This is a genomic window from Arthrobacter sp. Soc17.1.1.1 (genome assembly GCF_036867195.1).
Lineage (GTDB): Bacteria > Actinomycetota > Actinomycetes > Actinomycetales > Micrococcaceae > Arthrobacter_D.
Map to the genome: position 1 here is coordinate 1,018,075 of NZ_JBAJII010000001.1, position 14,523 is coordinate 1,032,597.

The following is a 14,523-nucleotide window of genomic DNA, read 5'->3' on the forward strand; positions in this document are numbered from 1 at the left end:
CGGGGAGTCTCCCGTCGGCTCGCACGAATGCCCGGTAGTGTCGATGGACGTCGGACGTAGCGCCGGCGGGCACCGATCGAGGAGACGCAGTGGCACAGATGGACAGCACCCGTTCGACCGATCCCGGCGCACGGGACCCGGAGCAGGGCGCGTCGGCCGCACCGGCCGACCAGGCCGGCAGTGCGGCCCCGGACGACCAGGCCGCGCGCGGCATCGCCCAGCGCCACGACCTGCCACGGCGGAAGGCCGGCATGATGCCCGATCTGTCGGGCATCGCGGACGACGACGCCGTGGAGACCCGCCGCTCCACCGCCAATGCGCATCCCGCCGGGTCGCCCGCGGACCCGGTCGAGGACGACGCGCCCGGTGAGGCTGCGGCGGAGCACGCCACCCCTGCCGAGGACGGCGGGACCGCGACGCGCATGATGCCCGTCGTCGCCGGCTCCACAGCGGCGACGGCGTCAGATGCCGCGGACAGCGACGACCGCGCCGACGGCTACGACCGCACGGACAGCGTCGACCGCACGGACAGCGTCGACCGCACGGACAGCGTCGACCGCACGGACAGCGTCGACCGCACGGATGGCTACGACCGCGAGGACGGCGACGACCAAGAGGACGGCGACGACCACGAGGACGTAGTCGACCACACGGACCGCGTCGACAGTCACGACCCCACGGACCAGGGGCGGTCCGCGGCGAGCCCGGACACCGATGAGGTCGCCGGCGACCCGGCGCCGGCGCCCGCCGCCGTGGCCGCTGCCGGCGTCGGCAGCCACGCGTCCTCCGGCTCCGGATCGCGGGAACCGTCCACCGACACGGCGGCGCTCTCGATCCGGCCCCCGGACAAGGAGGCCGCGCGGCGTGCGGCCGTCCGCGATCAGGCCGTGGCCGCCAAGCCCGTCCTCGCGCGCTTCCTCCAGGTCGTCGTCGCGCTGTTCTTCCCCGTCGTCGTGGTCGCAGCGGCCGTCCGGGCGGTGGCCACGTCGTCGTTCCTCTGGCTGGAGTACCACCGGCCCGGCTTCCCCGCCGACCAGTACGGTTTCTCGCTGGACGACCGCATGACCTACGGGTCCTACGCGCTCGACTACGTGGTGAACCTCGCGCCCCCGCGGTACCTGGGTGGGCTGGTGACGCCGGAGGGCGAGCCGCTGTTCCTCGAGTCGGAGGTCGGGCACATGGCGGACGTGAAGGGCGTGTTGGGCCTGTCCTTCTTCATCGCCCTGGTGCTCCTCGTGCTGTCGGTGCTCGCCTGCGTCTACCTCGCGCGGCGCTACAAGGGCGGCATCCGGCGGGCGCTGTTCGCGGGAGCGGTCCTGACCCTCGTGGGCATCGCCGCCCTGACGGTGCTCGCCGTGCTGGCCTGGCAGACCTTCTTCACGCAGGTCCATGCCCTCTTCTTCGCGGACGGGACCTGGACGTTCCGGGTGGACGACACACTGATCCGGCTGTTCCCCGAGCAGTTCTGGACCGACTCGGCCATCACCGTCGCGGTGCTGGTCCTCGGCGCGACGCTCCTCACGCTGATCCTCACGTGGCCCACGAAGGCCCGCCGGGAGCGTTCGATGCTGGCCCAGGACGCAGCGCAGGCCCGCTACCGTGAGGCGCTGGACGCCTCGTGACCCCGCCCGGGCCGGGTGCCCGGGTCTAGCGCGCCGCTCCGTACAGCTCCGTTAGTGCGTCCGCATGGTCGGCGACGACGGCGGCGCGCTTCAGCTTCAGCGTGGGGGTCAGGTGCCCGGACTCCACGGTGAACTCGACATCCAGCACCGTGAAGCGCCGGATCTGCTCGGCCCGCGAGACGGTCGCGTTCGCGGCGTCGACGGCGGTCTGCAAGTCCGCCAGGACCTCGGGGTCGCGGGCGGCGTCGGCGGAGGCCAGCCCCTGCTTCCCGTGAGCCGCGGCCCACGGCTCCAGCGCCTCCCGGTCCAGGCTGATGAGCGCGCCAATGAACGGCCTGCCCTCGCCGACCACGACGGCCTGCGCCACGAGCGGGTGCTCCCGGAGCTTCTCCTCGAGCGGACCCGGCGCCACGTTCTTGCCGCCGGCCGTCACGAGCAGATCCTTCTTGCGGCCCGTGATGGTCAGGAAGCCGTCCTCGTCGAGGGACCCGAGATCGCCCGTGCGGAAGTACCCGTCGTCGGTGAAGGCCGCGGCGGTCGCCTCGTCGTTGCGGTGGTACCCGGCGAAGATGGCCGCCCCCTTCACCTGCACCTCGCCGTCGTCGTCGAGCCGGACGCTCATGCCCGGCATGGGGATGCCCACGGACCCCACGCGCGTGAGCGGCACGGTGTTCACGGTGCAGGGTGCGGTGCTCTCGGTCAGCCCGTAGCCCTCCTGCACCAGGATGCCCGCGCCCCGGAAGAAGTGCGCGAGGTGTTCGCTGAGCGGGCTGGCGCCGGACACGGTGTAGGTCACCTCACCGCCGAAGACGCCGCGCAGCCGGGGGTAGACGAGGCGGTCGAACAGGGCATGGGATGCACGCAGCACGGGGGAGGGGCCGCGGCCGCCGCGCCCACGGGCGTCCACGGCCCGGGAGTAGGCGACGGCGGTCCGCTCGGCCGCCGCGAACAGGCGTCCCTTGCCCGCCTCTGCGGCCCTCTGCCCGGCCGACGCGTGGATCTTCTCGAAGATGCGCGGGACGGCGAGGAGGAACGTGGGCCGGAACGTCGTCAGGTCCTCGAGCAGCTGCGCCGCGGACCCGGAGTGGGCGAGCTTGATGCCGCCGGTGAAGCAGACCACCTGCACGGCCCGCGCCAGCACGTGCGCGAGGGGGAGGAACATGAGCGTGCGCGCGTTCTCCTGCTTCAGGAACTCGGGCAGGAACTCCAGGGTGTTCACGGCGAAGAGCGCGAAGTTGCCGTGGGTGATGACGCAGCCCTTCGGCCGGCCCGTGGTGCCCGAGGTGTAGACGATGGACGCCGGGTCGGCGAGCCCGCGCGAGCTCCGGGCGGCATCGAGTGCCGCGTCGGTCACCCCGGTGCCACCCCCGATGAGGGTGGGGAGCGTCGTCGCCGCAGCGGGGGTCCCGGGTGTGCTGTCGGCTCCACCGGCCAGGTACACGACGGTGGTCGTGTCCGCGCGCTTGGACCGAGCGGCGGCGTCGAGCACGATCCCGGCCTTCCCCTCGTCCTCCACGAACACGACGGCGGGCCGGGCGTCCTCGAGGATCCACGCCACCTGGTGGGCGGAGGAGGTCTCGTAGATGGGCACGGTCACCGCGCCGGCGAACCAGATCGCGACGTCGGCGAGCGTCCACTCGTACCGCGTCCTCGACATGACCGCGACACTGTCGCCGGGCCGCACGCCGAGCGCCATCAGGCCCTTGGCCACGCCGCGCACCTGCTGCAGGAACTCCGCCGCCGAGACGTCCCGCCACCGGCCCTCGGACCGCAGCGCGTACAGGGCGTGCCCGGGGTCGGCGTCGTGGGTCCGCAGGAGGAGGTCCGTGGTGTTGTCGGTCGCCGGGAGGTCGACCAGGAGTTCCGTGATGGCTTCGCGCACCATTGCTCGCTTTCGTTCCGGTGGGTGGGGCCGCGCCCTAGATCCAGCTCCGCAGCCACATGCGCATGCGCCACTGGTCGTACGGGATGACCTCGGCCGTCCAGATGGGCAGGAAGTAGGCGGACAGCGCGACGGCGGCCGCCAGGAAGACCCCCACCAGCACGATACCCCGCCGACGGCGGGCGCCGTCCGCGTCCGGTCCGCCGAGCAGGAGTCCCAGGCAGTACACGAGGGCCAGTACGAGGAACGGTTCGAAGGACACGGCGTAGAAGTAGAAGGTGGTGCGCTCCGGGTAGAGGAACCACGGCAGGTAGCCCGCGGCGACGCCGGTCAGGATCGCTGCGGCACGCCAATCGCGGCGGCCCAGCCAGCAGAAGAGCAGCACGAGCAGCGACAGCGCCGCACCCCACCAGATGAGCGGGTTCCCGAGCACCGTCACGGCCTGGGAGCAGGCGTCGGCACCGCAGCCCGAGGGCTTCTCGTAGAAGAACGACGTCGGCCGCCCCATGACCAGCCACGTCCAGGCGCTGGCCTCGTAGGGGTGGTCCGTGCCGAGCCCCTGGTGGAAGGAGAAGGCACTCCGGTGGTACTCGGCCAGCGAGCGAAGCCCGTCCGGGAGCCAGCCCCACTGCTCCGACGGGTTGCGCTCCGCCCAGGTGCGGTCGTACGCGTCCCTGGAGAGGAACCAGCCCGTCCAGGTGGCGAGGTAGGTCAGCAGGGCCACGGGGACGATGCAGGCGAAGGCGAGAGGACCGTCCTTCAGCACCCCGGCACGGAACCAGTGGTGCACCCCCGCGATGCGGCGTGAGCTCAGGTCCCAGGCGACCGTGAGCAGGCCGAACGCGGCGATGAACGGGAGGGCCGACCACTTGGTCCCGAGGGCGAGGCCGAGGCAGAGCCCGGCCACCAGTCGCCAGGCACGGAACCCGAGGAAGGGCCCGTAGGCCAGCCGGGCCGGCGGGGGGATGCCGTCGTCGCCCGCCGTCGCGGAGAGCCGTGCCGCCAGCCGGCGCCTGCCGTCGTCGCGGTCCAGGAGCAGGGCCGCGAAGGCCGCCAGCAGCCAGAAGCTGAGGAAGATGTCCAGCAGCGACGTCCGAGACTCCACGAGGTGGTGCCCGTCGACGGCGAGCAGCAGCCCCGCGGCGGCGCCGAGCAGGGCGGACCCGAACATGCGCTGGGCCACGAGCGCCAGCAGGAGGACCGAGAGCGTGCCGATCGCCGCCGCCGAGAAGCGCCAGCCGAAGGCGTTGTCGGAGCCGAACAGCAGCATGCCGGCGGCGATCATCCACTTGCCGAGCGGCGGATGCACCACGTAGTCGGGGGAGTCGAGGAGCACGCCGGGGTTGCCCGCGTTGAAGGAGTCGTTGGCGTCCTCCGGCCATTCGCGCTCGTAGCCCGACTGCAGCATCGAGTAGGCGTCCTTGACGTAGTACGTCTCGTCGAACACGAGCGACCCGGGTTCGTCGAGCCGCACGAAGCGCAGGATCCCCGCGAGCACCGCCATGGCGAGCGGCAGGATCCAGCGGAGCGCTCCGCCGGGCCCCGCGGCGCCGAGGAGACGGGCGGTGAGGTCGGCGCGCGTGTAGGCGCGCAGCGGAGCGACGATCCAGGAGCCGCCCGGCGGGGGACTGTCCGGTCGGGGCTGGACGGCGGTGTGGCTCACCCTGTCATGCTACCGGCGGACCCTGCGCCCGCCCCGCACGCCGGGACGGGTGGCCGCCGCCGCGGCCCACAGGCCCCTAAGGGTGGTGGCCGGGGCGGCTAGGCTGGTCCGGTGAACCAGCCACGCAACGCCGCGACCCCTGACACGCGCAGTGAGACCTCCCGGGAGGACAGGGACTGGAACGACGACGGCCCCGACGATCCCGCGGACCCCGCTACCGGGCTCGACGAGCAGGACGCCGACGCCGCGGAGCAGGACGCCCGTGTCCCGGGGACGGCCTATCGCGGCACCGCGGGCGACGGCAGCGGCCGGGGACGGATCGTCCTGGCGGCGACACCGATCGGCAACATGGGCGACGCGACCGAGCGGCTGATCGGCCTGCTCCGCACCGCGGACGTCGTCGCGGCCGAGGACACACGCCGACTGCACCGGCTCGTCCAGGCGCTCGGCGTCACGGTCTCGGGCCGCGTGATCAGCTACCACGAGCACAACGAGACCGAACGGACGCCCGAACTCCTGGACCTGGTGCGCGACGGTGCCACGCTGCTCATGGTGACCGACGCCGGCATGCCGTCGGTGTCGGACCCGGGCTACCGCCTGGTGGAGGCGGCGGTCGCGGAGGGTATCGACCTGACGGCGGTGCCGGGCGCCTCGGCCGTCCTCGCCGCGCTCGCGCTGTCCGGCCTCCCCACCGACCGGTTCTGCTTCGAGGGGTTCCTGCCGCGGAAGCCGGGACTCAGGACGGCGCGCCTGATCGACCTCGCGGCGGAGCGCCGCACCATGGTGTTCTTCGAGGCCCCCCACCGCCTCGAAGCGATGCTGCGCTCGCTGCAGCAGACCTTCGGCTCCGAGCGGCCGGCCGCTGTGGCGCGGGAGCTCACGAAGGTGTACGAGCAGGTCATCCGCGGATCGCTCCTCGAACTCCTCCAGTGGGCCCAGGAGGGTGAGGTCCGGGGTGAGATCGCCGTCGTCGTCGCCGGTGCGCCGGAGGCCGCGCCGTCCCGGCCGGAGGACCACGTGGTCGATGTCAACGCCCTGATCGCCGGCGGGATGCGGCTCAAGGACGCCGTGGCGGCCGTGGCCGCGGAGAGCCGGGTCAGCAAGCGGGAACTGTATGCGGCGGTCATCGCCGCGCGCTGATCCGCCCGCGGCGACGCGCGACCGGCCTGTGCAGTCGCCCAATGCGCGAGCACTTCCGGAGTGCAGCCTTCACTGGACACCCCTTCTCCGCCGGGTCTAGCGTGAGCGGGATGCCCCCGCGCGGGGCGACCGGCACGCCGGCCCCGCATCCCGGGACCGGACCACCCGGTAACAACACCCAGTAACGACCCCCAGTACCGAACCCGCAGGATCTTCGCGAAGGAGCTCACAATGGCCGTCACCGCCGACCAGGAGAAGGCAGTACTCGACAAGGTGCCCACCGGGCTCTTCATCGGCGGGCAGTGGCGGGCGTCGTCCTCCGGTGCCACGTTCGACGTCGAGGACCCCGCGACCGGCAGCACCCTGCGGACGCTCGCCGACGCCACCCCCGAGGACGGCATGGCCGCACTGGACGCCGCGGTCGCCGCGCAGGCCGACTGGGCGCGGACCGCTCCGCGCGAGCGGGGCGAGATCCTGCGGCGTGCCTTCGACCTGGTCACGGCCCGCGCCGACGAGTTCGCACTCCTCATGACGCTCGAGATGGGCAAGCCGCTCGCGGAGGCGCGCGGCGAGGTCACGTACGGCGCCGAGTTCCTGCGGTGGTTCTCGGAGGAGTCGGTGCGCGCGTCGGGCCGCTACTCCACGTCCCCCGACGGGAAGTCCCGCCTGCTCGTCAGCAAGAAGCCCGTGGGCCCGTGCCTGCTCATCACGCCGTGGAACTTCCCGCTGGCGATGGCCACCCGCAAGATCGCCCCCGCGATCGCCGCGGGCTGCACCATGGTGCTCAAGCCCGCCAATCTCACGCCGCTGACGTCCTCGCTGTTCGCGACCGTCCTGCAGGAGGCGGGCCTGCCGGCCGGCGTCCTCAACATCGTGAACACGACGACGGCGGGTGACGTCACCGGGCCGCTCATCGAGGACCCGCGCCTGCGCAAGCTCTCCTTCACGGGCTCCACCCCCGTGGGCCGCAGCCTCCTGGCCGCGGCCTCCAAGAACGTCCTGAGGACCAGCATGGAGCTCGGCGGCAACGCCCCGTTCATCGTCTTCGAGGACGCCGACCTCGACGCCGCCGTCGAGGGCGCGATGCTCGCGAAGCTGCGCAACATGGGCGAGGCCTGCACGGCCGCCAACCGGTTCATCGTGCACGCCTCCGTGGCCGACCGCTTCGCCGCGGCGCTCGCGGAGCGCATGCAGGGCATGACGCCGGCCCGCGGTACCGAGGACGCCTCGAAGCTCGGCCCCCTGATCGACCGGAAGAGCCGCGACAAGGTGCACGAGCTCGTGACCTCCGCCGTCGGCGACGGCGCGCAGACGCTCACCGGCGGGGCCCCCGTGACGGGGGACGGCTACTTCTACCAGGCCACCGTGCTGACGGGCGTCCCGCGGACCGCACGCATCATGCGCGAGGAGATCTTCGGGCCCGTGGCCCCGATCATCACGTTCGACACCGAGGACGAGGCCGTGGACCTGGCCAACGACACCGAGTACGGCCTCGTGGCGTACGTCTTCACCCGCGACCTCAACCGCGGGCTCCGCATCGGCGAGCGCCTCGACACCGGCATGATGGGACTCAATGCGGGCGTGGTGTCCAACGCGGCCGCACCCTTCGGCGGGGTCAAGCAGTCCGGCCTCGGCCGTGAGGGCGGCGCCGAGGGCATCGAGGAGTACCTGTACACGCAGTACGTCGGCATCGCCGATCCGTACGCCTCCTAGGCGGCTCAGCCGGCCCAGGCAGCACGAGCAGAAGGCCGGCACCCGATCGGGTGCCGGCCTTCGGTGTCCCTGTTGGCCCTGCACGTGCCCGGCGGTACGAGCCCGGTCAGCGGCGGATGCCGCTCCGGAACCCGTTGAGCAGCGACTGCGGGAACAGGCGGGCCCTGACCCGCCGGCCCCACGGACTGCCGCGCCGGAGCGCTCGCGTCACGGTGTCGACGTCGTCCCAGCGGGGCACTGCCGCGGGCCGTGCGAGCGTCGCCACGGGCGACGCCCCCGGACCGCCCGCGGTGGCTGCGGGATCGTGGTCCGCATACTCCTCGTGCTCGTAGGCCGACTGCAGCCGGCCGAGCGAGGCGACCGGTTCGCCGGCCAGCCCGGCGTCCCGGGCGAGGCGACCGGCGAAGGTGCGGGGGGTGTCGGTGGGTCCGAGCCGGTAGCCGTAGTCGCCGGCGATCTCCGTCGTCTCGGCCCAGGCGGCGGTGGCGGCCCCGGCCGCACCCGGCGAGAGCTCGCCGACCGTCACGGCGCGGCGCCGGGACCGGGTCCTCGAGCTCCGGAGCAGCAGCGGCAGGAGCGCCAGCAGGCCGATGCCCGCCAGGGCGAGCGCGCCGGTGGCCGGCGTCGCCTCGTCCTGCGGTCCGGTACCCGACCCGTCGGCGGAGCCGGACGGCTCGGCCGACGACGACGTCTGCTCGCCCGGGTCGGTGCGGGCGCCGGGGTTCAGGGCGTCGATGTCGTCCGCACGCGGCCCCACCGGCGTGGAGGACTGCTGGGCGTAGCTGGGCACCACGCCGCGTGAGGGCGTCGGTTCGAACTGCACCCACCCCACACCCTCGAAGTACAGCTCGGGCCAGGCGTGGGCGTTGCGGGAGTCGACGACGAACTCGCGCAGCTCGGTGCCGCCCGGACCCTCCGTGGTGTCGCCCGTGGGGCTGCCCGGCGTGTAGCCGATGGCCACGCGGCTGGGGATGCCCGCCGCCCGGGCCATGACGGCCATGGTGCCGGCGTAGTGGACGCAGTACCCGGACTTCGCATCGAGGAACCGCGCCATGACGTCCATGCCGCTGCCGTCGTACCCGCCGTCCACCGGTGCCTCCACCGAGTAGGTGAAGTCGGGGCCGCGGAGGTAGTTCTGGATGGCGATGGCCTTGTCGTACGGGTTCACGAACTCGTCCGTGACCTCGCTGGTCCGGGTGCGGACCACCTCGGGCGTGTCCTGCGGGAGCTGCGTGAAGACCTCCGGGACGGCCTCGTCGTCCGACGGACCGATGGCCCCGAGGCCTTCCCGCGTGAGCTCGGCGGCCCTGCTCTGCACGAGGTAGTCCTGGCGCGCCGTGGATCCGCCGTCGGTCGCGAGGACGGACAGGTTCGCCGGGTCCCACGACCAGTTGCCCACGAGGTTGGAGATGCCCACCGGCGCGTAGGGCGAGAGCAGCCAGGGGCTCGCGTAGCTCTGCGTCCTGACGCGCGTGAACACGGTGGAACCGTCGGGCGCCGAGGCGGGGGAGCCGTCCTCGCTGCCGATCTCGGCGACGCCGTCCTGGCGGTCGTCGAGCCGCTGGTCGGGTTCCCAGCGGCGGCCGTCGAAGTTCTCCAGGGTGACGGCCCGCAGGTACAGCGGGGCGTCCGAGTTGGTGGAGTACGCGATCCTGCCGAAGCCCGTGGGGTTGCGGAGGTCGTTGCCGAGCGTCACGGCCGGGTTCAGGCCGGTGGCATTGCCCCACACGTTGAGGCGGGCGCCCTGCGGGAAGGCGCCGGAATTGAAGCCGGGCACGAACATCGGCAGGATCACGGTCACGGCGAGGGCCGCCGAACCGATGATGGCGCTGCGTCCGGCGAAGCCCGACGACGCCCTGGCCCCACCGGACGCGAGGCGGTTCTCCCGCCACTGCGCCACGGCGAGGAGCAGCAGGAACGCCAGCACCGTGGCGATGAAGGCGGCCATCCCCACGCCGTTGGGCTTCACGACGGCCGGGGTGATCAGGATCGCGAAGAGCCCGAGCCCGCCGGCCGCGGGCATGCGCATGGTGGTGGAGAGGATGTCCACGATGATGGCCACGAGCCCCAGTGCTGCGCACACGATCAGGACGATGCCGGCACCTGGCAGCACGGGGGCCACCTGCGACACGACCGTCTCCTCCGCCTGCGCGAGGAGGCGCCGGAGCTCGAGCGAGGTACCCGGCCCGGGCACGATGCCGAGGATGCTCTGCCGGGGGACGAACTGCGCCGTCAGGGCACCGATCAGGGCGAGCACACCCACGAGGGCCGTGAGGACGCCGTTCAGGCGCAGCGTCCGGCTCAGCGCCATGGCCAGGAGCACCGGGACGAGGGTGCCGAGGACGGGCAGCAGCCACGTCCAGGGTTCGAGGACGCCGTTGAGGCCGGTCCCGGCAGCGAGGACGGCGAGCAGCGACGCCCCGGTGACGAACCAGTGCCAGGGGTCGGCGGACGGCGCGCGCCGGGCCGCCGGGGATCCGGCGGCCGGGGCGGGCGCGGGGCGGGCGAGTGTCGTGGTCATGCCGATCCTGGAGTGTGTCGTGGTGTGCGGGCGGACCCGGGGGAGGTCGGGACGGCTCCGGCGGGGGCGGCGCCGGTGGTCCCGAGGCCCGCCCAGACCGTGGGCAGGTGGGCCGCGGGCGAGGCCGCCGTCGCCTGCCATCCCGCGTCGCGGAGGATGTCGAGCTGCCGCTGGGCGTCGGCCGGCCGCTCCGTCACGATCAGCGCGTAGGACGCCGACCCGTAGTCCGCGGCGGACCCGAGGGCCCGTGCCTCCTCCGCGGTGACCGTACCGAGGACGGCGATCAGCGGACCGCGGTGGCGTGTGGCCGCGAGCCTGTCCAGCAGATCGTCCCCGAACGCGGCGTGCGGCGTGTGCTGGGGGCCGTCCGTGGCCGCGCTGCGGAGCCGGCGTGCGGCGCCGCGCACCGCGTCGCCCGTCCGCGCCGTCACGCCGGGGGCCTCCTCGGGGTGGGCACGCCGCCCGCCCTCGGGACCCAGTTCGAGCGCCGCGAGGCCCTCGGCGATGCCGTTGACGGCCCCCTGGCCGTGGTGTTCCTCGTCGGTCGGGAACGGTGCCGACGGGGAGTGCAGCAGTGCCGGGGCGCCCTGGTGGTCGAGGAACCGCAGGGCGTAGTTGCGCTCCAGCAGGTGGGCGCTGACGGACATCACGGCCGTGACCGCCCACTCGAACGTGGGCGAGGTGGAGAGTCCATTGCCTGTGGCGTCGCCCGCGAAGGCCGCGGTGAACCCGCCGCTGAAGCTCGCGTGCCGCTGGTCCATCAGCAGGGTGGCCTGCGGCGTGGTCACCGACTCCTCCTGGCGCACCATGAGTTCGCTGTGCCGGGCGGTCGCCGCCCAGTGGACCCGCCGCATGGAGTCGCCGTGCCGGTACTCGCGCGTCATGACGTCGTCGTCGCTCGGGTTCGCCTGGCGGTGCGTCGCGGCCAGGCCGTCGTTGCCGCGGGAGCCCGACAGGGTCGAGGCGAGCAGCTCGAGCGGGGCGGGGGTGACCACCAGGCCGTCGGCGCCGCCGAGGACGTGCCGCGACTTCGCGAGACCGAACGGGTCCGTGAACTCGGCGGTGACGGGGCCGATGAAGTAGACGCCGCGCGACGTGGAGCGGAGCCGGTACTCGTAGAGGGACGTGCCGTCCGGCGCCGGGTTGCGCGAGGGGAAGGTGAACTGCGGTGCCTGCCCGAAACGCGCGGGCAGCTGCTCCTCCATGGCGATGCTCGCCCCTCCCGCCACGGAGGCCGTGAGGGAGAGCGTGACGGTCGTCGTCGAGCCGATCTCCATGGACTGCGGCTGGAACCGGCGGCCCACCGTGAAGCGGGGCTTGACGAGCCTCAGGACGACGATCGAGGCGACAGGCAGCGCGGCGAGCAGGATCCCCACGTACAGCAGGTCACGGCGGCCGAGCACCTGGGCGGACAGGAGCGCGACGACCGCGGTGAGGACGAAGCCCCATCCGCGTACCGTCAGGACGCGCGAGGGGAGCCGGTCGAGAAGGGCCATCAGCTGCCCGCCCGGGCCGTCATCGCCGCTGGATCTCGCGCGCCACCGGGACCCGCGACAGGATCTCCTGCACGATGCTCGACGCCGTCTCGCCCGCGCTCGTGGCCTTGCGGTCCAGCAGGAGGCGGTGCGCGAGCACCGCGTCGGCGACGGCGGCGACGTCGTCGGGCAGCACGAAGTCGCGGCCCTCGAGCGCCGCGCCCGCCTTCGCCGCACGGAGGAGCTGCAGCAGGGACCGGGGGCTCGCACCGAGACGCAGCCGCGGGTGCTGGCGTGTGGCGTGCCCGACGGCGACGGTGTACTCCTTGACGGCGGGCGAGACGTAGACACCGCGCACCTCGCGCATCATGGCGGCGATGTCCGCCACGCTCGCCACGGGACGGATCCCCTCGAGCGGGGACACGGACTGGTGCGTCTCGAGCATGTCCACCTCGGCGCGGGAATCCGGGTAGCCCAGGGAGATCCGGGCCATGAAGCGGTCGCGCTGCGCCTCGGGGAGGGGGTAGGTGCCCTCCATCTCGATGGGGTTCTGCGTGGCGACCACCATGAAGGGGTCCCCGAGCGCGTGCGTGGTGCCGTCCACGGTGACCTGGTGCTCCTCCATGCACTCGAGGAGGGAGGACTGCGTCTTGGCCGAGGCCCTGTTGATCTCGTCACCGATGACGATGTTCGCGAACACCGGCCCGGGCCGGAACTCGAAGCGCCGGGTGTCCTGGCTGAAGATGGACACCCCGGTGACGTCGGACGGCAGCAGGTCCGGGGTGAATTGGATACGGTTCACGGTGCAGTCGATGGTCCTGGCGAGGGTCTTCGCGAGCAGCGTCTTGCCGACGCCGGGGACGTCCTCGAGGAGCAGGTGGCCCTGGGCCAGCAGGACGGTGAGGGCGAGGCGCGCAGCCTCGGGCTTGCCGTCGATGACCGTGTTGATCGAGCCGAGGATGCGCGAGCTGATGTCGTGGAAACGGGCACCGGGGACGTCCGGCCCCGCCGGCACCACCCTGAGCGGTTCCGCTGCGGCCTCGGCGATGTTGTGCTGGACGTCCATGGGTACCTTCCATGCGTGCGGCTGCGGGAGCAGGCGTCGGCCGGTCGGCCGTGCAGGCGACACGCAGGGAACGGCCACGGCCTCTCCGGCACGGGGCAGGGCGGCCTGGCTGATTCAACAGATTACTAGGTGAACTTGCTCGCCGACAGATAAGTTCCGGGCCGTCGATAGGCTTGCCCCATGTGTAACAGTGCAGCCTCGGTCCGCCATCCCTACGCGGTGGGGGAGACGCCGCCGGCGTACCGGGAACCGGAGTCCGGCACCGGCGACGGCGGTGCGGACGCCGGTACGGACGCCGGTACGGACGGTGGCGCGGAGGCGGCCCGACGGCGGCGCAAGGGCGGGTACCCGCCCCTGCCGGAGCCGCTGGCCGTCCCCGTGATCGACAACCACACGCACTTCGACTTCCGGGAGGGCCCGGAGGTGTCCATCGCGGACGCCCTGGACGCGGCCGAGGCGGCGGGGGTGCGGGGCGCGGTCCAGGTGGGCACCGACCTCGCGTCGTCGCGCTTCACGGCCGAGATCGTGGAGCAGGACCACCGGCTGCTCGGCGCCGTGGCGCTGCACCCCAACGACGCTCCGCTGCTCGCGGGGGCAGGCACGCTCGACGCCGCCCTCGAGGAGATCGAACGCCTCGCCGCGGGTCCCCGCATCCGGGCGCTCGGGGAGACGGGGCTCGACTACTTCCGCACCGGGGAGGACGGCCGGGGGAGCCAGCTCGCCTCCTTCCGCCGCCACATCGACATCGCGAAGCGGCTCGGCAAGGCGCTGCAGATCCACGACCGGGAGGCGCACGACGACGTGGTGGCCACCCTCCTGGCCGACGGAGCCCCCGACCGCGTGGTGCTGCACTGCTTCTCGGGCGACGCCGGCCTGGCCAGGATCTGCAACGAGCACGGGTGGTACATGTCCTTCGCGGGGACCGTGACGTTCCGCAACGCGGAGAACCTGCGCGAGGCCCTGCTCGTGGCCGATCCCGCCCTGGTGCTGACCGAGACGGACGCACCCTTCCTCACGCCGCACCCCTTCCGCGGCAGGCCCAATGCCGCCTACCTGGTCCCGTACACGGTGCGCGCCATGGCGGGGATCCTGGACACGGACCTCGACGCCCTGTGCGCCCGGCTGACGGAGAACACGGAGGCCGTGTACGGCGCGTGGATCTGATCCGGCCGGCCCCGGACGAGGCCGCGGACAAGGCCCCGGACAAGACCCGGTTCAGGCCCCGGACGGGGCCTGAACCGGCGCCCGCGGGCCTGCGGCGAGGGTGTCCCCGGTCACACGTAGCTCCGGACCGGTGTTCGAGTACCGGTCGACCGGATTCGGGTAGGGGGCACTCGTGCCCTCTCCTTTCTTCCTCCGTACTGTTTCTCGAAGAGAGGCACTGCCGGCGAGTCATCGCGCCGAAGCCGGCGGCCCTCCCAGCACCGTCCTTCTCGTGAGA

Annotated in this window: 9 protein-coding genes; 4 read left to right on the forward strand and 5 right to left on the reverse strand. The window is 72.9% G+C overall.

Translation table 11 applies throughout. From position 1 onward, the window contains the following. Positions 1-98 precede the first annotated feature (98 nt). Positions 99-1,622, forward strand: a complete 1,524-nt coding sequence (locus V6S67_RS04780; protein WP_334211523.1) for a TIGR01906 family membrane protein — start codon at positions 99-101, stop codon at positions 1,620-1,622. Positions 1,623-1,647: 25 nt separating this feature from the next. Here the strand turns inward: V6S67_RS04780 and V6S67_RS04785 are convergent, their stop codons facing one another. Both V6S67_RS04785 and V6S67_RS04790 read right to left on the reverse strand, forming a co-directional pair. Further along, entirely contained in the window at positions 1,648-3,504 is a 1,857-nt protein-coding gene (locus V6S67_RS04785; protein WP_334211524.1) for an AMP-dependent synthetase/ligase, read from the reverse strand. A gap of 37 nt (positions 3,505-3,541) precedes the next feature. Next, a complete protein-coding gene (locus tag V6S67_RS04790; RefSeq protein WP_334211525.1) occupies positions 3,542-5,008 on the reverse strand; it encodes a dolichyl-phosphate-mannose--protein mannosyltransferase in 1,467 nt (488 codons plus the stop codon). A 477-nt stretch (positions 5,009-5,485) separates the two neighbouring features. Here V6S67_RS04790 and rsmI point away from each other — a divergent pair, with 477 nt between their 5' ends. Then, positions 5,486-6,307, forward strand: a complete 822-nt coding sequence (gene rsmI / locus V6S67_RS04795; protein WP_334211526.1) for a 16S rRNA (cytidine(1402)-2'-O)-methyltransferase — start codon at positions 5,486-5,488, stop codon at positions 6,305-6,307. 231 nt (positions 6,308-6,538) lie between these two features. Next, entirely contained in the window at positions 6,539-8,020 is a 1,482-nt protein-coding gene (locus tag V6S67_RS04800) for an NAD-dependent succinate-semialdehyde dehydrogenase (protein WP_334209159.1), read from the forward strand. Positions 8,021-8,126: 106 nt separating this feature from the next. Here V6S67_RS04800 and V6S67_RS04805 read toward each other — a convergent pair whose 3' ends face one another. Genes V6S67_RS04805 through V6S67_RS04815 form a run of 3 tightly spaced genes read right to left on the reverse strand, consistent with a single transcriptional unit; the run spans position 8,127 to position 13,082 of the window. Beyond that, complete coding sequence (locus tag V6S67_RS04805) at positions 8,127-10,541, reverse strand: transglutaminase family protein (RefSeq protein WP_334209160.1); 2,415 nt, start codon at positions 10,539-10,541, stop codon at positions 8,127-8,129. Next, a complete protein-coding gene (locus V6S67_RS04810; RefSeq protein ID WP_334209161.1) occupies positions 10,538-12,037 on the reverse strand; it encodes a DUF58 domain-containing protein in 1,500 nt (499 codons plus the stop codon). Before V6S67_RS04810 ends, V6S67_RS04805 begins: the two co-directional genes overlap by 4 nt. A 19-nt stretch (positions 12,038-12,056) precedes the next feature. Next, entirely contained in the window at positions 12,057-13,082 is a 1,026-nt protein-coding gene (locus V6S67_RS04815; RefSeq protein WP_334209162.1) for an AAA family ATPase, read from the reverse strand. 180 nt (positions 13,083-13,262) lie between these two features. Between V6S67_RS04815 and V6S67_RS04820 the strand changes: the two genes are divergently transcribed. Continuing rightward, positions 13,263-14,246, forward strand: coding sequence for a TatD family hydrolase (locus V6S67_RS04820; protein WP_334209163.1), 984 nt, complete (start codon positions 13,263-13,265; stop codon positions 14,244-14,246). Positions 14,247-14,523: the final 277 nt, after the last annotated feature.